Below are 24,328 nucleotides of genomic sequence, written 5' to 3'. Positions count from 1 at the left end.
TGACCGAAAAGATGCCCCGGGCCGGCTGGTCCGGCGTTTTCATGTTGGCTGAACCTGCTAGAGAGCATCCCATGACGGATGAACTCGCCACGTTCGATTTCGAACTGCCCCGCGACCATATTGCGACCGAACCCGCCAGACCGCGTGACAGCGCAAAGCTGCTGCATGTGCGTTCGGGAGCAGCGCCCGATCTTCGGATCATACGCGATCTGCCTGGCCTGCTGCGGGAAGGCGATCTGCTGATTGCCAACAATACAGCCGTCATCCGTGCCCAGCTTTCCGCCACGCGCGGTGAGGCGAAAATCGGCATCACGCTGGACCGGATTCTGGCTGACGGAAGCTGGCATGCCCTCGCCCGCAACTCCCGCAAGCTGAAACCGAACGATACGCTGAGCTTTGGCGATGATCCGGTCACGGCATCCGTTGTGGAAAATGAAGGCGATGGTGCCGTCAGCATCCGCTTTTCCGTCGAGGGGGATGCGTTCGACGCATTCCTAGAGCGCGTGGGAGCATTGGCCCTGCCGCCCTATATCGACCGTCCTTTCGGGCCGACCGTGCAGGATGACAGCGATTACCGGACGATCTTTTCCGAGCATCGCGGTGCTGTTGCGGCACCCACCGCTGGACTGCATTTCACGCCAGACCTTCTGGCCGCGCTCGACGCAAAAGGCATCCAGCGCCGAACCCTGACGCTGCATGTCGGCGCTGGCACGTTCCTGCCCGTCCGATCCTCCATTGCCGAGCATCGCATGCATGCGGAATGGGGCGAGATCGATGCAGAGACGGCGCAAGCCATCAATGAAACACGCGCCCGCGGTGGCCGTGTTGTTGCTGTCGGAACCACGTCTCTCCGCCTCCTGGAAAGTGCGGCGCAGGACGATGGTACAGTTCAGCCCTGGCGCGGCGAGACGTCCATTTTCATTAAGCCGGGCTATCGCTTCAAGGCGGTGGACCTGCTCATGACCAATTTCCATCTGCCGCGCTCGACGCTCTTCATGCTGGTCTGCGCGTTCAGCGGCACCGACACCATGCGTGAGGCCTATGCCTACGCCATCGCCAACGGACTGAGGTTCTATTCCTATGGCGATGCCTGCCTTCTGGAGCGAGCACCATGACCGAACAGGCCACAAAAATGACGTGGGTTCCGGAAGCAACCTGCGGACAGGCCCGCGCCGGCCATCTGCATACCCGTCACGGCACCGTCCCGACCCCGACCTTCATGCCAGTTGGTACAGTTGGCACCGTGAAGGGCATGACCATGGATGCCGTTCGCTCCACGGGCGCAGGCATTGTTCTGGGCAACACCTACCATCTGATGCTGCGCCCTACGGCAGACCGTGTGCAGAAGCTGGGCGGTTTGCACAAAATGATGGACTGGTCTGGCCCGATCCTGACGGATTCCGGCGGGTTTCAGGTCATGTCTCTCGGTGCACTGCGCAAGCTCGATCAGGACGGGGTGACCTTCCAGTCCCATATTGATGGCAGCAAGCATCGCCTGTCGCCGGAGATCTCGACGGACATCCAGTACAAGCTGGACGCCACGATCAGCATGGCGTTCGATGAGTGCCCGGCCCTCCCCGCCACGCCGGAAGCGCTCCGCAAATCCATGGAACTCTCCATGCGCTGGGCGGCACGCTCACGTGAGGCATTCGTGGCACGTGAGGGCTATGGCCAGTTCGGCATCGTACAAGGTGGCACCGAGCGCGACCTGCGCGAATATTCCATCAAGGCGCTGACGGAGATCGGCTTTGAAGGTTATGCGATTGGTGGTCTGGCTGTGGGTGAAGGTCAGGAACTCATGTTCTCGACCCTTGATTTCACAACGCCCATGCTTCCGCAGGACAAGGCGCGCTACCTGATGGGCGTTGGCACGCCGGACGATCTGCTGGGGTCGGTCATGCGTGGTGTGGACATGTTCGACTGCGTGATGCCCTCGCGTGCTGGCCGCACGGCGCGAGCCTATACGGAGCGCGGCTACATCAACCTGCGCAACGCCCGCTTTGCCGAAGACACGCGCCCGCTGACACCGCATGACGACAGCCCGATGGCTGGCCGTTACACCCGCGCCTATCTGCATCACCTGTTCCGTGCTGGTGAGATGCTCGGCCCGATGCTGCTGACATGGCACAATCTGGCCTACTACCAGCGTCTGATGCGGCAGATCCGGGCCGCCATCGTGGATGGTACGCTGAACGAACTGGCGATCAAACTGCGCGAGGACTGGTCCAAAGGAGACTGGACCGAAGATGAATGGCCCATGCCCTCTCTCGCTTTGTAAGTTTTCATTCTGATCCTGTTCCAATAATGTGTTTCCCCAACGACCTTCGGCTTTGGGGAATACGGATTTGAAACGCTTTAATGCAGGCCTGGCTCTTGCCGGGCTTCTCTGTGCGGGCAGTGCTTTGGCTGCGCCCCATAAGGAAGAAATCAAGGTTCTTGTTGTCGCCAACTGGGAAGTCGGCGCGGACAAGGGCGATGAACCTGGCGAATATCAGGACTGGGTGGAGCGTCTTCATCTTGATGAAGAACGCCCCATTCGCGGCGTACAGGAAAAGCTCCGCCGCAATGCAGATGGCGTTTACGGCATCGCCCTGAAAAGCGGCAGCATTGACCTGCACGCGCTTGCGCTCGACCCGCATTACGATCTGACGCACACCTACTGGATTTTCACCGGCATTTCCGGCGTAAACCCGAATGTCGCGTCCGTTGGCAGTGCGGCCTGGGCACGCTGGGTTGTCGATGGAGACGCATTGCGGGAAATCGATGACCGCACCGTTCCGAAAGGCTGGCCGTATGGTCTGTACGCCATCGGGGCGGACAAGCCGGACACGCTGCCAGCCAACGCAAACCATTATGGCTCTGTCACGGATGTGGCGGAACTCAGCAAGGCGTATCCGCTCAATCAGGGTCTGGCGAACTGGGCCTTCAACCTGAGCAAAAACACTCCAATGGCAGACGACCCTGCCATTGCCGAGCGCCGGAAGGCCTGGAAAGGCTTCCCCAACGCCCAGAAGCCGCCAATGCTCATTATGGGTGAGACGCTTGGAGCGCTTCGTTACTGGCATGGCCCTTCCCGCAACGAGTGGGCGGAAAAATGGGTCAAGCTCTGGACGAAGGATCAGGGCCAGTTCGTCATGACCAATGAGGAAAGCCAGACCTATCAGCTTGATATGCGGACATTGGCCCGTCTGGGATATGTCGATCTGAACCGCGTCATGGTTCTGCGCTCAGGGAGCAATTTTGACATGCCGCCCCCAGGCGTGCCGATCACCGAGAGCATCGGGGACGAAGCGCCCGGCCAGAAACTGGCTTTCGACAACAACGAGCGTGCCGGTGAGCCGGTTGTCCATGAACTGATCGCACATTGGGCAACATACCGGACGCATATTCCCGGCCAGAATTAAGGCCGTCAGGCTCTGGACAATGCAGCAGCACCGTCCAGAGCCAATTTTTATCAGAACCGGTTTTCGATCATTATTTCGGAGGCTGGAAGCGCCCCGCCCGATGGCTTCGGAGCAGACGCAGCCTTTCCGATGGCCACGAACATGACGATCTCATGGTCTTCGGGCAGGTTGATGAGCTTGCCGACGGCATCGAAGTCAAAACCATCCATCGGGCAGGTTCCATATCCTATGCTCTCGGCCACCAGCATGATGGCAGCAGCAGCCATGCCACAGGACCGCATCCCCTCATCCCGCTGCACCTGCTCTCGACCCCGGTAATACTGGTCGATGGCGCCAACCATGTACTCCCGGACGGCGTCAGGGGCATTTTCCCAGTATCGCTCCGGCGACTTTTCCCATGCCTTGATGTCCGCACACAGGACGATCAAGGCAGAGGCATCCGTCACCTGAGCCTGATCCCACGAGACGGCACGAACCTGCTTGCGCAACTCCGGGTCCTTGAGAGCCACAAAGCGCCAGTTCTGGATATTGAATGCCGTCGGCATCCGGCGCGCCAGACCAAGAATGGTTTCGAGGTCTTTCTCCGGCATGATGTGCGCGGCATCGAAATGCTTGGTCGCACGGCGCTGAAGAATGGCGGAAGAAACGTCGAGAGTCATGGGAATCCAATCAATCGAAGCTAAAGCGTTCTGTTCACGACAAACTATGTCTTAAGCGCATACACGCAAAAAATGCCCGCCAGTTCAATCTGGCGAGCATTTTCCTTTCAACACAGGAACAGGTCGTTATTCTGCACCGGGCATGGTTTTCTCGTATTTGTCCCAATGCGTGGCCAACTCGCGCACAACGACACTGCCAACCGTGTAGGCTGCCTCAACAGATGGAATAAACGCTGAATAGCTGCCTTCGTGTGCTTCTTCGGCCAGCAATTCAGCCGCTGTCTGGCCCGGATACTGCATGTCAAAATTGCTTGTCGTCCGCAGGATCAGAGCACGCTGGGGATCTACTCGACCCGCCTTTGCCTGTGCGGCAAGCGCCTGACAGAACGCAACGTCTTCTTCTGCCGTCGTGGCCAATGTTCCCTGATTGTCGGTCCAGTAGCGCACCCAGCGCTCGGCCCAGGCATTCATCTTCTCGCCAACCCAGAAGGTCTCGCCTGAAATGGTGTCGCCGACCATGACAGACGGTGCCTTCAGCGCTTCCGGATAACCCTTGTAACGCGCGCGGGAGGCCTGAAGGCCCGGCGTGTCGGGCAGCATCATATTCTTCGTCAGGCCATAGGCCCACTGCACGAACTGCGGGTTAAACGTGTAAACCATATCCCCGCTGACAGAATGCAAAGGCGGACGCGGCTTCTCATCCGGGAGACTGCCCTGAACCGGCGTAAACCCATCCGGCCAGGATTTCGGAATTTCCCGCGGATCAATCAGATGCGACAGACCGCCATTAATCACGCGTGGCGCCCAGATTGCAGAGCCGACCGTACCGAACTTCGGATCAACACCGCCAATTCCGGCCAACACGAAATAGGCGTGTTTCAGGTCAAACCGCGGATCAAGGACGAGCGCCGTGATGGCCGATGCCATGTGCTCCGGCCCTTCCCCGGACGCAATACCCAGAACATGCAGTTCCGGGTTGTAGTGCATAACATCATGATCCGTACCGGGCGCAGGAATTTCCTGCGAGAGCGGGAGTTTCTCAACCCAATTCTGGTACTCGCCCGGCGTGTCGCCCGTGTCCTTGCCAAGCTCAAATGTCGTGACCACCACCACACGGACGGGAATGGGCCGGCTCTTGGCAGAGGCGTTGGAGACGCTGCCTGAAATAGCAAGAACTGACAGGGCAGTGGCCCCGAGAAGAGTTTTCAGGCGGTTCATTGATAGAGGCTTTCGTGTGGAGCGGAAGTTTCAAAGGCGACAAACCGCGATTCAAGCTGCCACTGAAGGCGGGCTTTCTCGCTGGTTTTCAACAGATCGGCACAAGGGCCGCTCTCAGGCTGAGATGAAGACACGGTCTGGCAGGCCGCTACAGGCTTGCCGACCTGATGGTTGTCCCAAAGGCTCTGCCCCGGAATAAACGCATATTCCAGACCCGTCCGGGACATCTGTTTCAGGTCCGCATAGCTCAGATTGTAGGTTTGAGCGGCCCGTACATATTCCTGCGTCAGATCACCACGGGAGACGCCTTCGTCATCCGTTGAGAGCGCAACGGGAACCCCGGCCCGGCGGTAGAGCGGCAGCGGGTGTTCAGCGCCCTTCACGTTCAGGATCTCGTCATTACTCGTCAGGTTGATTTCCACCATGACGTGCTTCTTAGCCATCTCGGACAGCAGCCCGGTAACATCATCTTCCGATGCGATATCGACGCCATGGCCGATGCGCTTGGCACCAGCGATTTCGATGGCTTCCCGAATGTGATGCTTCAGGCCTTCCGGCGGAACGAGCTTGCCAGTGAGTTCACCGGCATGAAGGCTGAGGTTCACACCCGGATAGACCTGCGACAGAAACTGGAACATCCGCATATGCAGGCTGTAATCCCGCATGGCGATGGCATCATCTTCCGGCGCCACAATATTGAGGCCGACAAATCGGGGATCGGCCTTAACGACCGCATATCCGGCATCAAGCTGGGCATAGACTGCCTGGGGCGGCAGCGTACGAAGAACCTGGAAAAGGTAATGAACATTCACGCTGCAACCCGGATGAGCCTCGGGCGTGCCGCATTTCAGAACCGTTTGTGCCTGCTTGTCCATGGCATCCGTTTCCTGACGGGCCTGCGTCACAAGAGCAGAAATCTCCGGCTCCAGCGCTTTATGAGCAGCGGCGAAATCGTCACCACTCATCGGATGTTTGAAGCCAGCACGGATCATCGAGGGAAGAGCCGGTGAAATCATGGGCTCGATATAGGTAATATGATCGTGGGCGGCACGATCCATGGCCTCTGCCAACATATCGCCCTGATGGGCCGCATCGATCGACCCAAAGTGCCTGAAAGCTGCGAAGAAGTGGTCATGCCCTGAGCGGTCAGCCGGAGACGGCGTGAAATCCCGCATGGACATGGCATCAATCAGGCGACTTTCAGCATCCGGATTTCCAGCCAGAGCCGTTGCCGGCATCTCACCCTCTTTCGGATGCGGACATGCATGACTGAGGATCTCAAGGCTTTTGAGAGAGACGCACAAGCCATCCTGGGCCGCCCAGTTCAGCATGTTTTCTGCGTAGATCGCCCCTACGAGATGATTGTGCAGATCTGCGCCTTTTGGAAAGGCCCGCAGAAACAGACCAAGCCGAACCGGATCATTTCGAACGGTGTTGTAAGTCTGCTCAACAGCAGACGGAGCTTCGGCCCTTGCCAGAGGAGACAGGGCCGTCAGGGAGAGGGCAGCCGCTACAAGAACGGAAGGGAGGGTGCATCGCATGGTGGCACGATGCCGACTGCCCACGCCCCTGACAAGACATTTTCAGACCGTTATAAACTCTGCAACAGACCGTTCTCAGACTTCGCTTTCCAAAGTGAAAAATCCATCCATGACAGGGACACAGGAACCGGCGACGTAAGCCTTGCCCGCTTCTGTTCTGGCGTCCAGAAGGCTTGGCCGTCCCATGTCCACGCCCTGCGTGAAGGTCAGGGACAGATCGGCTCCATTCTCCAGCGCAGACAGGAACGCGACGGCCGCGACTGTGGCACTCCCCGTTGCGGGATCCTCGGCAATACCATCCAGCGGCGAGAACATCCGCCCCTGAATGTCGCTGCCTTTTTCAAAGGCGCTTTCCCCCACACCGCGCGTGTAGGCATACACGGAGCTGATCCCGTTGGAGGCGAGGAGCCTGCGATGCGCGGCAAGATCGCCATGGGCGCGACGCAAGGCATCACGGGACGCAAGCTCAACAATCAGGAACGGCAGCCCGACCGAAACAACCTGCGGTGCATGATGCTCTGTGCGAATATCTTCCGGCTCAAGCCCCAGACACGCAGCTGCATTTTCAGGAATCATCCGGCTCCGGCGTGTCATGGCTTCCGGCGCCATGAGTTCCGCCCGAACGACCCGTCCGTTCTCACGCTCCAGCCGCACAGGAACCAGGCCGGCCTTTTCTTCAAACAAAAACGTTTCCGGCAGCTCACGCCCCTGCGCTTCGGCCTGTCGCGCCAAGGCAAAAGCGGTGCCGATATTCGGATGACCAGCGAATGGCAGCTCTCCGGCTGGCGTGAAGATACGGACATGCGCCGTATGACCCGCCTCTACCGCAGGCAGCACGAAGGTTGTCTCGGAATAGCCGAATTCAATGGCAATCTTCTGCATCTGTTCGGTGGAAAGCCCCGCTGCATCCAGCACGACAGCCAGAGGATTGCCCCCGAAAAGCTGGTCCGTGAAAACATCCAGGGTGACATAGGAACGACGCATAACCGGTTCTCTCATCGGAGAATGAAGACATCCCATCATGTCTGATTGGCCCCTTGGGGGAAAGATGGCGTAAACTGCTGATTCTGCTTTCCATCCATCTGCTGAGCGCATGACATCACGCCCATTCCCTTCCCGCCCCGGACGTTCCCTTGAGGAACGGATCGAGGACCACGCCCAGCATCTGGGGTTTGATGCCGTAGGTTTCTGCACGGCGGAGCTTGGCCCGGATGTGGAAGAGGGACTGCGCGCTTTTGTTGCCCAAGGCCATCATGGGACGATGGAATGGATGGAAACGCGCATCGAACAGCGCAGCCACCCGCAGGCCCTCTGGCCTGAAGCCCGCAGCGTCATTTCCCTCGCAGTCTGTTACGCACCCGCCGAAGACCCGGACGCGACGCTGCGTAAGCCGGATCGGGGCAATATCTCCGTCTATGCCCGTAATCGGGACTATCATGACGTCATCAAAGGGATGATGAAACATCTGGCGCAGTTCGTCGTGAAGCTGGGCGATGAGACCACGCAGGTGAAGGTCTTCGTCGACACGGCCCCGGTTTCGGAACGCGCTCTGGCGGAAAAGGCGCATCTGGGCTGGCAGGGCAAGCATACCTGTCTGGTCTCCCGCACTCACGGTTCTTGGCTTTTGCTGGGAGAAATCTACACGACGCTGGATTTAAGCCCGTCCGAGCCAAAAGGCGGAAGCTGCGGCACCTGCACAAGCTGCCTGACGGCCTGCCCGACAGATGCTTTCCTCGGCCCCTATCGCATGGATGCCCGGCGGTGCATTTCGTACCTGACCATCGAACACAAGGGACCGATTCCGCATGACCTTCGGGAAAAAATGGGCAACCACATCTATGGCTGCGATGACTGCATTTCCGCCTGCCCGTGGAACCGCTTTGCCGAGGCGTCCCGCCACATCAAGCTTCAGGCCCGACCGGAATTGATCGAGCCAAAACTTGCAGAACTTGCAGCCCTCGATGACGCAGCTTTCCGCACGCTTTTTTCGGGATCACCCGTCAAGCGCATTGGCCGCAACCGGTTTGTCCGGAATGTTCTGATCGCAATCGGCAACTCGGACGATCCTGCCCTCGTACCCTCAGCGCAGGCTCTTCAGTCTGACCCTGATCCCGATATTGCCGAAACGGCCCGCTGGGCGCTGGAACGCCTGACATGAGTGACCTCGTCAAACGCAGCCTTTCGCTCTCAGGACATCGGACTTCCGTCGCGCTTGAACCAGAATTCTGGGCAGTCCTGGATCAGATGGCTACGGAGCGGGCCTTGAGCTTTGCAGCCCTCGTTGCGTCGATTGACGCCAAACGCACACCAGACCGCCCCCTGGCTTCAGCTCTCCGTGTTGCAGCTCTCATGGATGCGCGGAAAACGGGCGACGACTGATCGGATCACTTCGCGTTCGGAGGAAGATCCATCCAGTCAGGGTGCTTTCTCTGGATCCAGTTCAGAGCTTTCTCCATCAAACGACGAAAGAACGGAATATCTTCGGAAAGCAGCAGAATGCCTACAGGAATCATCCACACACCCAGAACGGGTAAGAACGCCATGCAGCCTCCGAGCATGAACAGAATACCGGCCGGAATACGAATCCATTTACGCTCTGGCTCCCGTAGCCAGCTCAGGGTCTTCTGCATCCATTCAGGGAGTTTGCGAATCAGGGCCTGCATCTTCTCCTCATAGTCGTCCGCCGACGAAGGCTGAGCGACGGGGAGATGCTGCGTCTGATCGGACATAACTGGGGTGACCTTGTTTTTCATGATGCTCCTTCAACACCCGAAGCCTGCGGGAGATCCAGTTCTTTCTGTGAAGGGTACATGTCCGATCTGTCATTTGCCGGTTTCCGGGACCATGCTAGATTGTCGATATGGCTATCTGGGGCAAAATGTTCGGTGGTGTTGCTGGCTTCGCAGTCGGCGGCCCGTTCGGGGCACTGATGGGAGCAGCCCTTGGGCATGCCGCCGACAGTGGCTCTCTGCTTAATCCTTCCACCGGGGGGTGGAGCGAACGCTTTCCTGCACGGGGTCGTCCTGACCCGAACAGTGCAGCGTTTTTTGGGGCTGCAAAAATTGCAGCCGCCATGGGCAAAAAAGACCAGCTTTACGCCATTGGCCTTGTGGCGCTGTGCGCAAAGCTGGCGAAGGTTGACGGGCCGGTCAATCGCTCCGAAATCAATGCTTTCAAAACCTGCTTCCAGTTTCCACCCGATAATACGCGTGAAGTTGGCATGTTGTTCGACCGCGCACGGGAGCGAACGGACGATTTTGAAATGTACGCCCGCGAGATGGGCTCAGCTTACGGAGACGACAAGGCACCGCTGGAGAACCTGATGGTGGCCCTTTTCCGGATTGCCCGTGCAGATGCCGGAGCATCCAGAGAGCTCCATCCGAAAGAAATTGATTTTCTTCAGCGTGTCCATCGTGCGTTTGGTCTGTCTTCCGGAGCATGGACGCGCGCAGAAAGTGGCGACAGCCGTGCTGCCAGCACCGGCGAGCCGGATGCCTATCGTGTTCTCGGCATCACACGTACAGCGTCTGACAAGGAAGTCCGCGTGCGGTGGCGAACGCTTATCCGCGAGTACCATCCGGATGTTATTGCCCAGAAACCCATGACGGATCTGGAGCGCAAGCGTGCGCAGGAACGCGTAGCCCGGATCAATGCGGCATGGGACCGCATCAAGCGGGACCGTCAACTTTAACCGAAGTGAAGCCATACCAGCATACCGTAGCTGATGGCGCCCAATCCCAGGAGTGACAGGATGACAGCTCCTGTCACCCTCAGGCCAGCGTTCGCAACGCTGCGGGCATCAACACCGAGGCCCAGAGCCGCCATGGACATTACCGTCAGAATTGTTGCGATGTGACTGATTGGGCCGCCAAGTGACGACGGAATTCGCCCAAGTGAGCGGCAGGCTATCAACGCGAGAAAACCCAGAATAAACCACGGCACAAACTGGAAAATTCCGCCTTTGCTGACTGGTGCGTTTATATTTTCTGACGTCTCATTTTTATGTTCGGAAAAGAAAACGGGAGAAGCCAGTCCAAGCCCGAGACACACGGGCCCAAGCATCAGAACGCGCACCAGTTTGACGATCATGCCTGTCTGCACAGCAATGGTACCGAGCGGGGCCGTGGCAGCGACGACCTGCGGGACGGCATAGACCGTCAGTCCAGCGAATGCGCCGAACATACTGCCACTCATACCTGAGAATAAGCCAAGACATGGCAGTCCCAACACCGTGAGAACGCCGAACACTGCGGTGAAGGCAATCGCCGCGGCGACGTCTTTTCCGTCTGCTCGAATAACAGGCGCCACGGCTGCAATTGCAGAGTTTCCACAGATCGAGTTGCCGCAGGCAATGAGCAGCGCCATGCGGGGCGGAAGCCCCATAAACCGCCCGATACCGAAGCTCATGATGAGTGATGTCGCCACGAGCACCATGATGCCAATAATCAGGACAGGCCCGACTGCCAGCAGGTTTGCCGCACTTACTGACGCTCCGAGCAGAACAACAGATATCTCCAGAAAATAGCGCGCAGTGAAAGCAATGCCGGCTTGGTATCTGTCCCCCGGCAACCAGAAGCTGCGCACGGCCATTCCGGTCAAAATCGCAAGTACGAGCGCCTCCAGCCATGCCTTGCCGAAAAAAACCTGCTCACCAGCTTCTATCAATGATGCAGCAGCACTTACCGCAAAGCACAGTCCTATTCCCGGCAGGGTGCGATAAGCGGGCTGAAATTTCGGAACAGCGAGACATCGGGGCATGATCGTTTTCTCCTGCCCTTCAGATATCCGCTCATAAATCATCAATAAAACAAATTGATTAAGTTATTTCATTCGTTAAAAACGATTGATTGCTATTGAGGACGATCATGACGCTAGAGCAGTTACGCATTTTCGTTGGCGTCGCCGAACGCGAACATATGACGGCCGCTGCACGAGCGCTGAACGTCACGCAGTCCACTGCTTCAGCCGCAATTTCTGCCCTTGAAGAACGGCATGGCATCAAGCTGTTCCATCGCGTGGGGCGAGGCATCGCTCTAACGGATGCTGGCCAGATTTTTCTGGAAGAAGCCCGCAATGTTCTCACAAGCGCAGCTTCGGCGCAAAACACACTAGATGAACTCAGCGGGCTGAATCGCGGCAGTCTTCGGGTTGTCGCCAGCCAGACCATCGCAGCCTACTGGCTGCCACCAATACTGGTCGCCTTTCGCGCCGCCTTTCCCAACGTCACCGTTGCGCTTGAAATCGGCAATACGACGCAGGCCGCAGCGCATGTGCGAGAGGGACAATCGGATCTTGGAATTGTCGAAGGTAACGTGGATGACCCAGCACTCGCGCAGTGGCCACTTGCGGAAGATCGCCTGCAACTCGTACAGGCCGAACCTTTCGGAACGAAAAATGTGGATGCTGGCTGGCTGCAAAATGCGACCTGGATCATGCGGGAGCATGGCTCGGGCACACGCTCATCGCTTGATGCCAGTTTGCGGGCTGTCGGCGTAAAACCTGATACCCTGAAGGAAGGTCTGGTTCTGCCATCAAACGAAAGCGTAAGAACAGCTGTTGAGGCAGGCGCCGGAGTGGCTGCTCTTTCTTCCCTTGTGGTTGCTCCATCCCTCGCCAGCGGAAAACTTCATGCTGCTCCGTTTGATCTTGGGCCCCGCACCTTTTTCGGTTTACGACACAAAGAACGCTATCGCAGCAAAGCCGCTGATGCTCTTTTGCAGATCATCTCGGCGCAGAAAAACGGCACCTAGAAACGGGCGGGCACCAGCCCATAAAAAAACCGCTTCCCCCTAAAGAGAAGCGGTTAAAAAATCTATCAGGCTGCCAGGTTTCAGGCTGGCAGTGCAGCTTTGACGCCCTTCTCGCGAATGATCTTGCGCAGCGCGATAACCTTCTCATCAAGCGTCGCATTATCCAGATCACGCCAGGCGTCAAAAGCGGGAAGCTTCAGAGCGCTCTCAAAGTCATCTGCTTTCGCGAGTGCCTTCTGCTGCTCACCGAAGGTTGGCTCAAACGGCTCGTAGGTTCCACCCTTCTCGCTCTTCCCACGCAGCATCTCAAGGTACGCTGCCATGCCAAACGCAATTCGGGATAGATCCCGCTTGCCTTCAAGAGCCTGACGCACCGTTTCCGTCCAGAAGACCTGAATTTTCGAGGACCCATCCCCTGAAATTCGCAGGGTCTGGTCAGCCATCGCCGGATTGGAGAAGCGGCTGATCACGCTGTCACGATACCCTTCCAGCGTCATGCCCGGCGGGGCTTCCAGGGTCGGGATGACATCCTTGTTGAGGAAGTTCTCCAGATTGCCCCGCAGATCCGCATCACGAACCGCCTCATCAACATTTTCATACCCGACCAGAACGGCAGGGAAGCAGAGCATGATGTGGCCAGCATTCAGCATACGGATCTTCACATGTTCGTAGTCCGTCACATCATCGACGAACTGGACACCGGCCTTCTCCAGTGCCGGGCGTCCGTCAGCGAAGCTGTCTTCCAGCACCCACTGATGGAAATCCTCAGCAACGAGCGGAAGGTCATCGCTCAGGCCACTGGCCTCATTCAGGCGCTTGGCAATTTCTGAAGACACGGTCGGTGTGATGCGATCCACCATTCCATTGGGGAATGTGGCGTTTTCTTCAATCCACTTAGCCAGTTCCGGATCACGCGCCTTTGCATAACCCAGGAACGCCTTGCGGGCGACGTTCCCATTGTGCCGAAGATTATCGCAGGACATGATCGTAAAGGCCTTACCCCCGGCATCCCGGCGACGGCGCAGTCCTTCCACAACATATCCGAAGATCGTAGACGGCGCTTCCGGCGTCTTCAAATCCTGCTGAACAGCCGCATTCTCAAGATCGAACGCACCCGTCGATTCATTGATGTTGTAGCCACCTTCGGTGATCGTCATGGAAACAATCCGGATGGTAGGGTCTGAAAGGTGCTTCAGTACGGCTTCCGGATCTGCCGGAGCCAGCAGATAGTCCCGCAATGCGCCCATGACGCGGACAGTGCTTTTGCCAGACGGTGCCGTTTCCGTCAGGGAGAAGAGGCAATCCTGCTTTTTGAATTCTTCAGCTTTTTTCTTTGAGCGATCACCGCCCGTCAGACCGACGCCAATGATGCCCCAGTTGGGATCATCCTTGAGAATTTGTTCAATATAGAATGCCTCATGGGCACGAAAGAAATTGCCCACACCAAAATGCACGATCCCTGGCTTTATCCCGTTGATGTCGTAGGGCGGAGCCTGCACACCGGCGGGAAGAGACTTGAGGGTTTCGTGCGTAATCATGGATTTCTCCGTTCCTAATGACCAGCCTCTGACGGGGGCCGGTTTTCCGGGCAGATGCACCGAGCTCTCCAGAAAACGCGGGAGATCACGACCGGGTTTCGAAGAAACGCCATCAAATGGCGCCTAGAGCCCTTTGGCAGCACTGGCATCGTCCCGCATGAGAACGCCTACGGCGCGCTCCAGATCATCCTTGAACAAAGACATGACGAAGCGCATTTCAGGCCGCGTCTGTTCTTCCAGCCGTGGAAGAAGTTCGAGAATGTCCTTGTCTTCCGGCTGATGCGGATGACGGTCCTGCTTGCGAACAAATCTTTGTTCACAGCTATGAGCCAATGCTCTCAGCGTGTGGCTGAGGCTTTTGTAGAGTGGAACAAGGCCTGTATTCCCTGCTGCACGGCCTGTCGCGATTGCTCGAGCCACCAGCATCGTATCGTTCAGGAGCCGCCGCATCAACCTTGGAAGTGCCGCAAGCACAGGATCGCGCTTCTCCAGATCACTGAAACGCTCGCGTCTGGCCTCTTCCACTGCGCCTTCAAGTTCGATCAGAAGGGCCACACAGGCTTCGTTCCGGGTTTCGATTTCCCGCCAGCCCGTTTTCTGATCCAGTGCGCCTTCCAGCAATCCGTCCAGACGTCGCAGGATGCGGCTGGATGTGTGAAAAGCCTGCTTTCGGGCACTGCTGTGCAATACCACGAAGGACACCACCAGAGAGACGACCACACCAATCATGATAGCCGTCAGCCGCGTCACCATTGGCAGGAACGGGCTGCCTTCGCTGGGAAACAGATACACAATAATCAAGGTGATACAGGCAAACCGCAGATTGGTCTGAACGGCTGCGAGAAAGGCCAACGGCGCGAGAACGATCCAGAAAGGCAGCCACCGCAGACCCGTCCACATTTCCAGCAAGACCGCCACGATCCCCGCGACAGCGCCTAGCAGCGTGCCGGTAATCTGATCGCGGGCCGTTGCCATTGTCTGCGTTATGCTGGACTGCGTAACAATCAGCGCAGTCACGAGCGCCCAGATAGTTTCCTGCAGATGGAGCGTCATGCCCACAACCCAGGCTGTGACGATCGAAACCAGAACGCGAATGGTCTGGCGCGTGGCGGGTCGCAGAACCTCTCGCCAGCTGCTTCCCTTCGGCGGGACCATCAGCCAGGTCTGTGTGATTTTTTTTAGAGCACTCATCATGTCATGAGCGCTTTAAGAGCTTCCCGGTTCTTCCGTCCACCCGTTTCAGAGCGAGATCAGATGTCCGCCTCTTTCAAACGAAGAACTGGACCAGTCATTCCCCGGAATGGCGATTGGTGGGAGACACACGTAGGATCTGACGTCTTGCAGAACCATGCTGATGGCAACATCAATGCCAACGTTCGTCCATCGTATGTGGGTAAATTCCCGGCAAACGGGAGATGTAAAATACCGCAGAGCGTAATACCCGTCCTTTATCGGAAAGATATTTTCCATAAAGAATTTTGCGCAGGCCGGCGTGATGACGTAGCAGCAGCAGCCTGCGAAGGCGCTGAGTTGCGGGTAACAGAACGCACGCCCTTCTAAGAACTTTGGCTGCTCTTCATCAAAAATGATTGTCGCCTTCATGGAGCCCGGAACAAACGCCACCTCCAACGGCCAATCCGTATTGAACCCGAGAGCCAGAAAATCATAATCAGGATTGGTGGTCAGCGCCTGCTCTCGGTCTTTCCAGAAATCTGGAGACAGATGAACGTCATCCTCCATGACCATAATGGGCTCCCCGATGTCTCGGCAGAGCTGCCATAGCCTCAGATGCGACATCGCGACGGCAAGCGCCGTATCGTCATAAGCGGCATCATTTAAAACGATGCCGGCATCAACACATGCCTGCTTGCTGACATCATTTTTATCTGTCGCAGGGAAAACCGTAATCTGGTCGAGGAACGGCGCATTTATGGCATTGAACTGCGCAAGCCGGTCTGGCCTGGAAGCAAGACTGATGACGTAATTCTTCATCGCCCCTCACACCCTAAGAAGCTGAGCGGATCAGTTCCCCAGAAAAGGAACTGGTACCCAGCGTAGCCCGTCATCATCCTGCACCAACAGCAGAACTTCTTTCTTCTTCTGTTCCAGCGCGCGGCTCACAGCTTTGGCAAACGCATCCGGCGTGTCGATCTGATCCTGCCCAACCTGCGTAATCACATTTCCAACGGCAATCCCGCGAGATGTGGCCGGGCTGGACGGTTCAACCCGATCCACCAGCACGCCGCGCTGATCGTCCGTCAGAGCATACTGGGTGCGCATTTCTGCATCGATGGAACGCACCGCCAGACCCAACTCGCCAAAAGCTGCTTTCGTATGCGTTGGCTGATGCGTGTCGGACGGTGGCATATCTGGCGCGTTTGGCGACTGTGCCAGCGTGATCGGAAGCGTCTTGATGCTGCCCTTATGCCAGACGGTCAGCTCTGTCTTTGTTCCAGGCAAAATGGACGCAATGATGCGCGGCATGGTCTGCCCCGTCACATCCTGACTGCCCACACGAGTGATGATGTCACCAACCTGCAGGCCAGCCTGAGCTGCCGGACTTTTCGGCCCCACTTCAGATACCAGAGCGCCCTTGCCGACTGTGCCGTCCGCCTGGTGGAAATCAAGATCCTCAGCAATGTCGTAGGAGACATTCTGGAACTTCAGTCCCATCCACCCGCGTGACACATGACCTGTCTTGCGAAGCTGATCGATGATGCCACGCGCGTCATCCGCCGGGATGGCAAAGCCGATCCCGATAGAATCACCCCCGGCCCCACCATAGATCAAGGTGTTGATGCCAATGACTTCGCCCGAAAGATTAAAGAGCGGGCCGCCTGAATTTCCCCGGTTAATGGCTGCATCCGTCTGGATATAGTCATCATACAGGCCGTGTTCGACATTCCGTCCGCGGGACGAGATGATACCTGCCGTGACTGTGCCGTTCAGGCCGAACGGATTGCCAATGGCCACCACCCAGTCTCCGATCCTGGCGGCATCGCTGTGGCCTAAAGGAACAGCCGGTAGCGGATGTTTCGGTTTGACTTCCAGAACGGCCAGATCAACCTGACTGTCACGCCCTACAATCTTAGCCGGCAGTTCCGTACCATCCTGAAGTGTCACCGAGACCTGATCTGCGCCTTCAATGACGTGATTGTTCGTCACGATGATACCTGCCGGATCGACAATAAAGCCTGATCCCAGAGCCTGCATCCGCCGCGGCGGGCGGTTCGGTGCCGGCTTATGCGTCATGTAGTCGTGAAAGAATTTTTCCAGCGGTGAGCCCTGCGGGAACTGCGGCACCTGCGGCCCATCCGGACCACTGGAGTCCGGCCCCTTGTCTTCATCCTTACCGGGCTTGAGCACAGCAGACGTCGAGACGTTCACCACGGACGGAAGAAGGCGATTTGCCAGATCCGCAAAGCTGGACGGAACGGAGCGCGGGGCTGGAACGGGTGCCGGAGAGGGCTGCGGGGCGGTCTGGGCCTGTACCGTGGTAACGGACAGCGCCAGGGAAACGGCGCAGGACAGGGCAAGGCTGGCGGTCAATCTGCTCATGGTGACACGCTAACGCAGAAGACTGTCCTTCGTCACCATCCTGTAGTTCAGGAGGGGCGTATGCTACGCTGTTTCTCCTTCCTGACAGGCCGTTCCCCCAGAAAAAAGAGTCTTGGCATGACCGATCATCTCCCCCCGACCAGTTCTTCTGACGAATCACATGCCAATGCCGAGAAACGCATTTCCGAGATTCTGAACAACGAACAAACTGGCCTTGGATCGAATGTATTGTCCTTTGCATCGCTGGAAGGGGTTTCAGTTCGCGATGGACATGCGCACGTGACCCTTGCCACCTCGCGGGACAACGTGTCGCGCATGGAGCCGATCAGACCTCAGGTTGAAGCAGAGATCGCGCGCATTCCAGGTTTGACGGGAGCAACAATTTCCCTGACGGCTCATCGCGCTACAACGCCACCACCGGCCAACGCACCGGCTCCCACAGCGGGGGGCGGTCACCGGCCGTTCAATCTGGGCGGCAAACGGCAGAATGCGTCCAGCCGTCATGCTCCAGAGACGCTTTTGCCGGGCGTAAAAGCCGTCGTCGCTGTTGCGTCCGGCAAGGGAGGCGTTGGCAAGTCCACAACCGCTGTAAACCTTGCCGCCGGACTGGCCAAACTCGGTGTCCGGACCGGCCTGCTGGATGCAGACATTTACGGCCCGTCCCTGCCGCGGATGCTTGGCCGCAATACACGCCCCGAAGTTATTGAAGGCCGCATCATCCCCATTGAAGCCTGGGGGCTGAAAAGTATGTCCATCGGCTATCTGGTGGACGAGCATCAGGCCATGATCTGGCGTGGCCCCATGGTCATGGGCGCCCTCACCCAGTTCCTTGGAGAAGTGGACTGGGGAGATCTGGATGTCCTTGTCATAGACATGCCGCCCGGAACCGGTGATGCCCAACTGACACTGGCCCAGAAGCTTGGAGCCAAGATGGCCAAGGGTGGGGCTGTTATTGTCTCCACGCCTCAGGACATTGCGCTGCTGGATGCGCGCCGTGGCGTCTCCATGTTCGAACGGATGGAAACCCCCATCCTCGGCGTTGTGGAAAACATGTCCTATTTCTGCTGCCCCAATTGTAATCACCGCACTGAGCTTTTCGGCCACGGTGGCGCCAGAGAAGAGGCCGAACGTCTTGGCGTGCCTTTCCTCGGCGAAATTCCCCTGCTGGCTGACATCCGGGCCAGCGGTGATCAGGGCACGCCCATTATCCTCTCGGCACCTAACAGCGAAGCTGCCCGTGCCTACACGGCACTCGCCACGACTATTGCCGAGGCCCTCAGCCACTCTGATGAAAAGGCTTCCTCATGACCCGTCTTCTCCTGCTGGGAACAGCACTACTTCTGTCGGCTTGTGCTAAGCCGCCTGTAGTCCATCATGGGCTTTCTTCAGATGGCTACGGCTTCACGAATAACTCCTCCCATCTCCCCCCGCCACCGAGCCTCATGACCCCTGCGACACGATAAAATTACAGAATCGACACTCAGGAGCTTGACCAAAGGGGTCTCGGCGTGGAAAAAGCCGGGCTGTGGATGCCGGGTTAGCACAGTGGTAGTGCAGCGGTTTTGTAAACCGAAGGTCGGGGGTTCAAATCCCTCACCCGGCACCACGATTTTTCCCAGAAAATCAAGCGTTCTACGCGATTCTCCAAAAAGAATCGTGCACGCCGTTGCCCCCCCTCTTTGGGGGTTCAAACCCTGTGGATAAGTTTGTTGATTAAGATCTACGAAATGTGAGTCTGACGTGATTCCACATTCGTTCTCCGTAGAATCCGTTCAGAAACAGCGATTCCGGAAAACAGGAAATCCACCGACCATTTTACTCACCGAAATACGAACTCAATTTTCGGCGGTGGGGTCAATTTTATAGCAGTGTTCAGTCAGGCCCTTTTTGCAAAGGGCCATATGCTTATGTGCCGGTGCAGGCCAGAAAATGTGGATGCACACGGACGCAAGAATGAGCAGCCCTGCAAGAATCGCCCAAGGCCAGATCCGTGGTAACTGCGGCTCTATTTCAGCCGAAGTTTCACTTTGCACGGAAGGAGCTTCTCGCAGGAGCTTGTCAAAATCGTTCACGATTTTCGGTTATCTCAGGCTTCTGGTTCGAGAATGTCGTTCATCTCGATCCATTCGCGCTTGGAAAGCCCGGACGTTTCCTGTGTCACGGCCTCTCCCGCCAGACGGCGGCGCACCACGTTCAGCATCCCCGCTGAGAACGTGAAGGCTCCGCGACGATATTCTTCGAATGCAGCAGCCGTTGCCGGCACCCAGGCATGCAGGAGCTCAATCATCTTTTCTGCGTAAACACGAATCTCGTACTGCGCATGCGGATCTGCGCGCAGGGCGAGGAAGTGCATCAGATTGTGCAGATCGATCTTCCAGTACCACTGGGTATAGGTGTTCAGCGTCAGGTTCATGCGCGCCAGTTCACGGGCCAGGCCAGTGCCCTCCGGGTCCAGCATCGATTCATAATCGTCGTAGCACTGGCTGGCATCACGACGCAGAATCTCAAGCACGCGCTCCGCCGTTTCCGGATCAAGAGCTTCGCTACGTCCCTGACGGTTCGAGGCGCTCTGCGATGCAACCTGATCCAGAGCTGGCAGATAGAACTCACGGTCGAGAATCGAATAGCGCGCGGAATATTCGTTCACGCTCGCCATGCGATGACGAATCCACTGCCGTGCCACGAAAACCGGAAGCTTCACGTGGAACTTGATTTCGCACATCTCGAACGGCGTCGAATGCCGATGACGCATAAGATAGCGGATCAGTCCGGCATCTTCAGACACCTTCTTGGTGCCACGCCCATAAGACACCCGGGCAGCCTGAACGACGGCTCCATCATCGCCCATATAATCGACGACGCGCAGGAAACCATGATCCAGCACCTCGATGGGCGTGAAAAGAAGTTTCTCCATCGCCGGAACGGTCGGGCGGGAGGTCAGCTGGGGCTCGTTGCGCTGAGCTTCGATCTCAGCGCGCTGTTCGGATGTCAGTGCCATAGGCCGCGGCTCTAGCATGACGAAACATCTCCCGCCACCGCAAGAGACGAGTCCGGGGGGCATCATCATGCGCTTCGTCTTTTCCCCTTGCAGGACGGCAACAGCACTCCTATGTTCAGCAGTGCAAGGGGTTCGTCCCCGGCTATGGCGATAAACGGTAAGTGAAATAAGTGTTGTGGACCCGGGGGCAGTGCCCGGCGTCTCCACCAGGAAAAATCTCTCTACAAGAGGGATCTGTGGGGACGAAACAGGCTCGACGCGCATGGTAAAGACTTATCTTTTGCCCGGTATTGTACCACCGTCATCGGGCTAAACTTACAAGTGCCAATGATAACTCTGAGGTGCTCGCTGTCGCTGCATAAGCGATAAGCGCGGTTCGGGAGGGCACCGGGCAACAGAAGCCCTCCCACCTCATTTTTCCTTTTGTGCAAAACGTCTTGCCATTCTGGCTGGTCTGTCGCATCCCTGACCTGATTGACTGAAACATCAGGCCTGCGACCATGAGCGACGACGATCACACCGGCCAGGACGGCCTTGAGCACGACCTGCCCGAAAGCCTTCTTCCCTATGACGACTGGGTGGAAGACGCCTATCGTGAAGTCATGCTGCGCGCCATTGAGCACGTTGCGGCTGAGGGACTTCCCGGTGCTCACCATTTCTACCTGACCTTCCGCACCAATCGTCCGGACGTGATCATCCCGTCCCGTCTCCGCGCCCAGTATCCCGAAGAAATGACGATCGTTCTTCAGCACCAGTTCTGGGATCTGGCGCTGGATCGCGAAAAGAATGTCATTTCCGTTGGTCTGTCGTTCGGGGGCGTTGGCAGCATCCTTGTCATCCCGGTTGCCGCCATTACGGCCTTTGCAGATCCACATATCCGGATGGCGCTGCGCTTCGTCAGCAGCATGGTCGATGACGACGAAGACATCGAGATTCCTGAAGGTGCGGTAGAGCCAGATGATATCGATCCGGCGCACCACCCCGAGGTGACGATCGAAGAGCCTCCTCAGGAAGAGAAGAAAGATGCCGAGGTCGTCAGCCTAGCGGCATTCCGCAAGCGCCCACCAACCTGAGCTATTCTTTCCCGCCCGAACAGGGCACCGAGGCCTGACGGTTTCTACGTCCTGATGATAATATCAGGACCATCGGGCGCCGTTTTCTTGAGGGACCATCATGCGCTTTACCGTTGATCGCCTTGACCATATCGTTCTGACCGTACGGGACAGAACTGTTTCGGCATCCTGGTACCAGCGGGTTCTGGGCATGGATATTGAGGAATACGGCCGTAATAACCGTGTTGCTCTCTGCTTCGGCGGCCAGAAGATCAATCTTCGCCCTGAAGGATCGGAGGGTTGGGAAACGGCCGAGGGCGCGCAGCCCGGCACATCCGACCTTTGCTTCACAACAGCTATCTCAAGCGACGATGTTGTGCGGCATCTCGAAAAATGCGGTGTTGTCGTTGTGGAAGGTCCGGTTTCGCGCCTGGGCGCGCTAGGTCCAATCACCTCGGTCTATTGCCGGGACCCGGACGGCAACCTTGTGGAAATTGCCTCTTACCAAGGCTAACAGGCGGGTCTTGACCCGCCTGTCCTGCTGGCTTTTACCAATTTTTGGAGATCATCCAGAATTCTTCGGATGTTAGGGTAATCGCATTGCAATCTTTGGTTTCAGCTGCAGCCGTGGCGAGGGCTTCGATCCGCTCGATCATGAGCGTCTTACGCTGATGAGCTTCTGACTGCTCCTTGACGGTAGCAAGTGTCTGAAGGGCAGACTTTGCAGCTTTGGCAACGCGGGCTGCATCAATAGCGGCATAAGACATGATTAGTCTCCATGGTGATGGTCAAACTCGAAGTTGATCCTACCGCACCCTTGAGACCAGACCAAATAACAGCTGACCTCAGGCCAGTGAGGCCTCATATGCCTCAAGCACAGTGTCCGTCGGACCATCCATGCGGATTTGCCCCTCTTCCATCCAGAGGATGCGCGTACACCACTGCTTGAGCACAGGCAGGGAATGCGATGTCACGACCAGAATTTCAGCGGCATCAACCATGCCTGCCATCCGTTCCTTCGCCTTTTCCTGAAAGCGCTGGTCGCCCGCCATGAACCATTCGTCCATCAGGAGAATGCGCGGACGGGGAACCGTAGCCAGAGCAAATCCAAGCCGAATGCTCATCCCGGACGAGTAGAGTCGAACGGGCAGATCAAAAAACGGTCCCAGCTCCGCAAAGGCTTCGACGTCGGCTTCCAAAGCTGGAAGCTGCCCTTTGGGCAAACCAATGCGACATGCAAAGAGATTGAGGTTTTCGCGCCCACTTAACTCCGGGTTCATGCCAGACTGCGGATCAATGAGCGCATGACTGTCGCCCTCGATATCCAGATAACCGTCATCTGTTTCATAGATCCCGGCCAGCACACGCAGGAGCGTTGTTTTGCCAGCGCCGTTATGGCCGATCAGGCCGATGCGCTCACCTCCATTGATCTGAAATGTCAGCCCTGACAGCGCCTGCACGAGCACGGCGTCCGAGGCGACTGCACCGAGACGCATTCTTCCGCCAACAGATGCAGGCTTCGTGACGGTGGCCTTGGCGCGTGCCAGCAGGGTTTTTTTCAGAGAGCGAGAAGCCCCGTGCAGAACCGGAAACGACAGGGAGAGATTCTCAAGGCGGATATGCGTCATGTCAGATCCAGAATACCAGCCGTGAGCGCACACGGACGAAAGCCCATATCGCGATAACCCAGAAGACAGCACTCGTCAGCAGAGCCACAAGCCAGACGCCGATCGAAGGAATGTGCCCTAACAACGGAGCACGAACGACTTCCAGCAGAGCATAAAACGGATTGTACAGAAGATACCGCGCTTTCCCCGCCAGCTGCTGCGGCTGCCAGATGACAGGCGTCACGTAGAACACGATCTGAAGGAGCGCCCCGATAATCGGTGGCACATCCCGAAACCTCGCACAGAGCGAGCCCAGCAGCATACAAGCCGCAAATCCGTCCAGTCCCCATAGCAGGAGTGAAGGAAGCGCCAACAACGCCGTAGACCCCGGCCAGACATGGTAGATCGCGAAAACACCCACAGGCACTATGATGTTGTGAGCAAAGACGATCGCATTACGGACCACAACCCGAATGGCCTGAAGCAGCAAAGGAAGACGACTGGAGCGTATGATGCTTTCTGCATCCAGAAAACTGGTGCAGGATTCCTGAAGAAGGCTCGATAACCCCGTTTGCCAAAGCGTCAGGGAGAGCGCCAGAAACGGCAGGTAAACCTTCATATCCTGATGAAAAAGGCGACTGTACAGAACGCCCATGGATGCAACCATGATAGCGGATGTGATAGTCAGCCAGAATGGACCCAACGCCGATCCGCGATAGCGAAGCTTGATGTCCAACCACCCCAGCATAACGCCCAGACGCCAGAGCTTGCAGGCTCCGCGAAAATCATCCCAGGCCCGGGCAGCGGGGCTCCCACGACGCTGGTCGAACTTCAGCGGGCTCAGATCATGCTTCGGTAGCCGTTGCATCTCTGGCTCTTTAGGGGCCGGGGAAGATGAGTTCATCTGGTTCGCCTAGCCGATAGACTCTGTTCCCGCAAGCAGTCTTCCCCTTGATGAAGAAGCACCCTTTCACCATCTCTCGTCGAACAGCTTCAAAGCGAA

At 57.3% G+C, this 24,328-nt stretch carries 25 protein-coding genes, 1 tRNA gene and 1 other RNA gene; 13 read left to right on the top strand and 14 right to left on the bottom strand.

The window, feature by feature from the left end:
* Window positions 1-71: 71 nt before the first annotated feature.
* From queA to M2305_RS08875, 3 genes are all read left to right on the top strand, one after another.
* Entirely contained in the window at window positions 72-1,115 is a 1,044-nt protein-coding gene (gene queA, locus M2305_RS08885) for a tRNA preQ1(34) S-adenosylmethionine ribosyltransferase-isomerase QueA (protein WP_264649153.1), read from the top strand.
* Entirely contained in the window at window positions 1,112-2,278 is a 1,167-nt protein-coding gene (gene tgt, locus M2305_RS08880; RefSeq protein WP_264649152.1) for a tRNA guanosine(34) transglycosylase Tgt, read from the top strand. Before queA ends, tgt begins: the two co-directional genes overlap by 4 nt.
* A gap of 67 nt (window positions 2,279-2,345) precedes the next feature.
* Window positions 2,346-3,404: a purine-nucleoside phosphorylase gene (locus M2305_RS08875; RefSeq protein WP_264649151.1), complete on the top strand. Its 1,059-nt coding sequence runs from the start codon at window positions 2,346-2,348 to the stop codon at window positions 3,402-3,404.
* 50 nt (window positions 3,405-3,454) lie between these two features.
* On the opposite strand, the gene M2305_RS08870 is transcribed toward M2305_RS08875, so the two are convergent.
* The 4 genes from M2305_RS08870 to M2305_RS08855 all read right to left on the bottom strand — a co-directional run bounded on the left by M2305_RS08870 (window position 3,455) and on the right by M2305_RS08855 (window position 7,806).
* Window positions 3,455-4,063 carry a nitroreductase family protein gene (locus tag M2305_RS08870; protein WP_264649150.1) on the bottom strand — a complete coding sequence of 203 codons (609 nt, stop codon included), beginning with the start codon at window positions 4,061-4,063 and terminating at the stop codon, window positions 3,455-3,457.
* 126 nt (window positions 4,064-4,189) lie between these two features.
* On the bottom strand, window positions 4,190-5,281 hold the full coding sequence (locus M2305_RS08865) for a purine nucleoside permease (protein ID WP_264649149.1): 1,092 nt from the start codon (window positions 5,279-5,281) through the stop codon (window positions 4,190-4,192).
* Complete coding sequence (locus M2305_RS08860) at window positions 5,278-6,822, bottom strand: adenosine deaminase family protein (RefSeq protein WP_264649148.1); 1,545 nt, start codon at window positions 6,820-6,822, stop codon at window positions 5,278-5,280. Before M2305_RS08860 ends, M2305_RS08865 begins: the two co-directional genes overlap by 4 nt.
* Window positions 6,823-6,897: 75 nt before the next feature.
* Entirely contained in the window at window positions 6,898-7,806 is a 909-nt protein-coding gene (locus tag M2305_RS08855) for a PhzF family phenazine biosynthesis protein (RefSeq protein ID WP_264649147.1), read from the bottom strand.
* 109 nt (window positions 7,807-7,915) lie between these two features.
* Here M2305_RS08855 and queG point away from each other — a divergent pair, with 109 nt between their 5' ends.
* A complete protein-coding gene (gene queG / locus M2305_RS08850; protein ID WP_264649146.1) occupies window positions 7,916-8,980 on the top strand; it encodes a tRNA epoxyqueuosine(34) reductase QueG in 1,065 nt (354 codons plus the stop codon).
* Window positions 8,977-9,201 carry a ribbon-helix-helix domain-containing protein gene (locus tag M2305_RS08845; protein ID WP_099211866.1) on the top strand — a complete coding sequence of 75 codons (225 nt, stop codon included), beginning with the start codon at window positions 8,977-8,979 and terminating at the stop codon, window positions 9,199-9,201. The genes queG and M2305_RS08845 overlap by 4 nt, the downstream gene beginning before the upstream one ends.
* Before the next feature lie 5 nt (window positions 9,202-9,206).
* Here M2305_RS08845 and M2305_RS08840 read toward each other — a convergent pair whose 3' ends face one another.
* The gene (locus M2305_RS08840; protein ID WP_046900813.1) at window positions 9,207-9,575 is read right to left on the bottom strand and encodes a hypothetical protein; all 369 of its coding nucleotides are present in this window, start codon (window positions 9,573-9,575) and stop codon (window positions 9,207-9,209) included.
* A gap of 107 nt (window positions 9,576-9,682) precedes the next feature.
* On the opposite strand from M2305_RS08840, the gene M2305_RS08835 reads away from it, so the two are divergent.
* Complete coding sequence (locus M2305_RS08835; RefSeq protein WP_046900812.1) at window positions 9,683-10,513, top strand: TerB family tellurite resistance protein; 831 nt, start codon at window positions 9,683-9,685, stop codon at window positions 10,511-10,513.
* Here M2305_RS08835 and M2305_RS08830 read toward each other — a convergent pair.
* Window positions 10,510-11,580, bottom strand: a complete 1,071-nt coding sequence (locus M2305_RS08830; protein WP_264649145.1) for a YeiH family protein — start codon at window positions 11,578-11,580, stop codon at window positions 10,510-10,512. The two genes, M2305_RS08835 and M2305_RS08830, sit on opposite strands and share 4 nt — an antisense overlap.
* A 107-nt stretch (window positions 11,581-11,687) precedes the next feature.
* Here M2305_RS08830 and M2305_RS08825 point away from each other — a divergent pair, with 107 nt between their 5' ends.
* Window positions 11,688-12,572 carry a LysR substrate-binding domain-containing protein gene (locus M2305_RS08825; protein ID WP_264649144.1) on the top strand — a complete coding sequence of 295 codons (885 nt, stop codon included), beginning with the start codon at window positions 11,688-11,690 and terminating at the stop codon, window positions 12,570-12,572.
* 80 nt (window positions 12,573-12,652) lie between these two features.
* Here M2305_RS08825 and M2305_RS08820 read toward each other — a convergent pair whose 3' ends face one another.
* The 4 genes from M2305_RS08820 to M2305_RS08805 all read right to left on the bottom strand — a co-directional run bounded on the left by M2305_RS08820 (window position 12,653) and on the right by M2305_RS08805 (window position 17,668).
* Window positions 12,653-14,110: a mannitol dehydrogenase family protein gene (locus M2305_RS08820; RefSeq protein WP_264649143.1), complete on the bottom strand. Its 1,458-nt coding sequence runs from the start codon at window positions 14,108-14,110 to the stop codon at window positions 12,653-12,655.
* A 123-nt stretch (window positions 14,111-14,233) separates the two neighbouring features.
* A complete protein-coding gene (locus tag M2305_RS08815) occupies window positions 14,234-15,304 on the bottom strand; it encodes an FUSC family protein (RefSeq protein WP_249195447.1) in 1,071 nt (356 codons plus the stop codon).
* 45 nt (window positions 15,305-15,349) lie between these two features.
* Window positions 15,350-16,102, bottom strand: a complete 753-nt coding sequence (locus M2305_RS08810; RefSeq protein ID WP_264649142.1) for a glycosyltransferase family 25 protein — start codon at window positions 16,100-16,102, stop codon at window positions 15,350-15,352.
* Between the two features lie 30 nt (window positions 16,103-16,132).
* Complete coding sequence (locus M2305_RS08805; RefSeq protein ID WP_211498703.1) at window positions 16,133-17,668, bottom strand: Do family serine endopeptidase; 1,536 nt, start codon at window positions 17,666-17,668, stop codon at window positions 16,133-16,135.
* A gap of 117 nt (window positions 17,669-17,785) precedes the next feature.
* Between M2305_RS08805 and M2305_RS08800 the strand changes: the two genes are divergently transcribed.
* From M2305_RS08800 to M2305_RS08790, 3 genes are all read left to right on the top strand, one after another.
* Window positions 17,786-18,976 (top strand): Mrp/NBP35 family ATP-binding protein, encoded by a 1,191-nt coding sequence (locus M2305_RS08800; protein WP_264649141.1) that lies wholly within the window; start codon window positions 17,786-17,788, stop codon window positions 18,974-18,976.
* Complete coding sequence (locus M2305_RS08795; protein WP_167386129.1) at window positions 18,973-19,131, top strand: hypothetical protein; 159 nt, start codon at window positions 18,973-18,975, stop codon at window positions 19,129-19,131. Before M2305_RS08800 ends, M2305_RS08795 begins: the two co-directional genes overlap by 4 nt.
* 68 nt (window positions 19,132-19,199) lie before the next feature.
* Window positions 19,200-19,274 (top strand) — tRNA-Thr (locus M2305_RS08790).
* A gap of 480 nt (window positions 19,275-19,754) precedes the next feature.
* Here the strand turns inward: M2305_RS08790 and thyX are convergent.
* The gene (gene thyX, locus M2305_RS08785; protein ID WP_046900805.1) at window positions 19,755-20,666 is read right to left on the bottom strand and encodes an FAD-dependent thymidylate synthase; all 912 of its coding nucleotides are present in this window, start codon (window positions 20,664-20,666) and stop codon (window positions 19,755-19,757) included.
* An 83-nt stretch (window positions 20,667-20,749) separates the two neighbouring features.
* Here thyX and ssrA point away from each other — a divergent pair.
* From ssrA to M2305_RS08770, 3 genes are all read left to right on the top strand, one after another.
* Window positions 20,750-21,075: a transfer-messenger RNA gene (gene ssrA, locus M2305_RS08780) on the top strand.
* A 91-nt stretch (window positions 21,076-21,166) separates the two neighbouring features.
* The gene (locus M2305_RS08775; RefSeq protein ID WP_046900804.1) at window positions 21,167-21,739 is read left to right on the top strand and encodes an SspB family protein; all 573 of its coding nucleotides are present in this window, start codon (window positions 21,167-21,169) and stop codon (window positions 21,737-21,739) included.
* A gap of 100 nt (window positions 21,740-21,839) precedes the next feature.
* Window positions 21,840-22,232, top strand: a complete 393-nt coding sequence (locus M2305_RS08770; RefSeq protein WP_046900803.1) for a VOC family protein — start codon at window positions 21,840-21,842, stop codon at window positions 22,230-22,232.
* Between the two features lie 34 nt (window positions 22,233-22,266).
* Here M2305_RS08770 and M2305_RS08765 read toward each other — a convergent pair whose 3' ends face one another.
* From M2305_RS08765 to M2305_RS08755, 3 genes are all read right to left on the bottom strand, one after another.
* Complete coding sequence (locus tag M2305_RS08765) at window positions 22,267-22,485, bottom strand: hypothetical protein (protein ID WP_046900802.1); 219 nt, start codon at window positions 22,483-22,485, stop codon at window positions 22,267-22,269.
* 78 nt (window positions 22,486-22,563) lie between these two features.
* On the bottom strand, window positions 22,564-23,346 hold the full coding sequence (locus tag M2305_RS08760; RefSeq protein ID WP_046900801.1) for an ABC transporter ATP-binding protein: 783 nt from the start codon (window positions 23,344-23,346) through the stop codon (window positions 22,564-22,566).
* 1 nt (window position 23,347) lies between these two features.
* Complete coding sequence (locus M2305_RS08755; RefSeq protein ID WP_046900800.1) at window positions 23,348-24,229, bottom strand: ABC transporter permease; 882 nt, start codon at window positions 24,227-24,229, stop codon at window positions 23,348-23,350.
* Window positions 24,230-24,328 lie beyond the last annotated feature (99 nt).

This window comes from Gluconobacter cerinus (genome assembly GCF_025961355.1).
Lineage (GTDB): Bacteria > Pseudomonadota > Alphaproteobacteria > Acetobacterales > Acetobacteraceae > Gluconobacter > Gluconobacter cerinus.
This window is presented reverse-complemented; position numbering and strand designations above follow the sequence as displayed.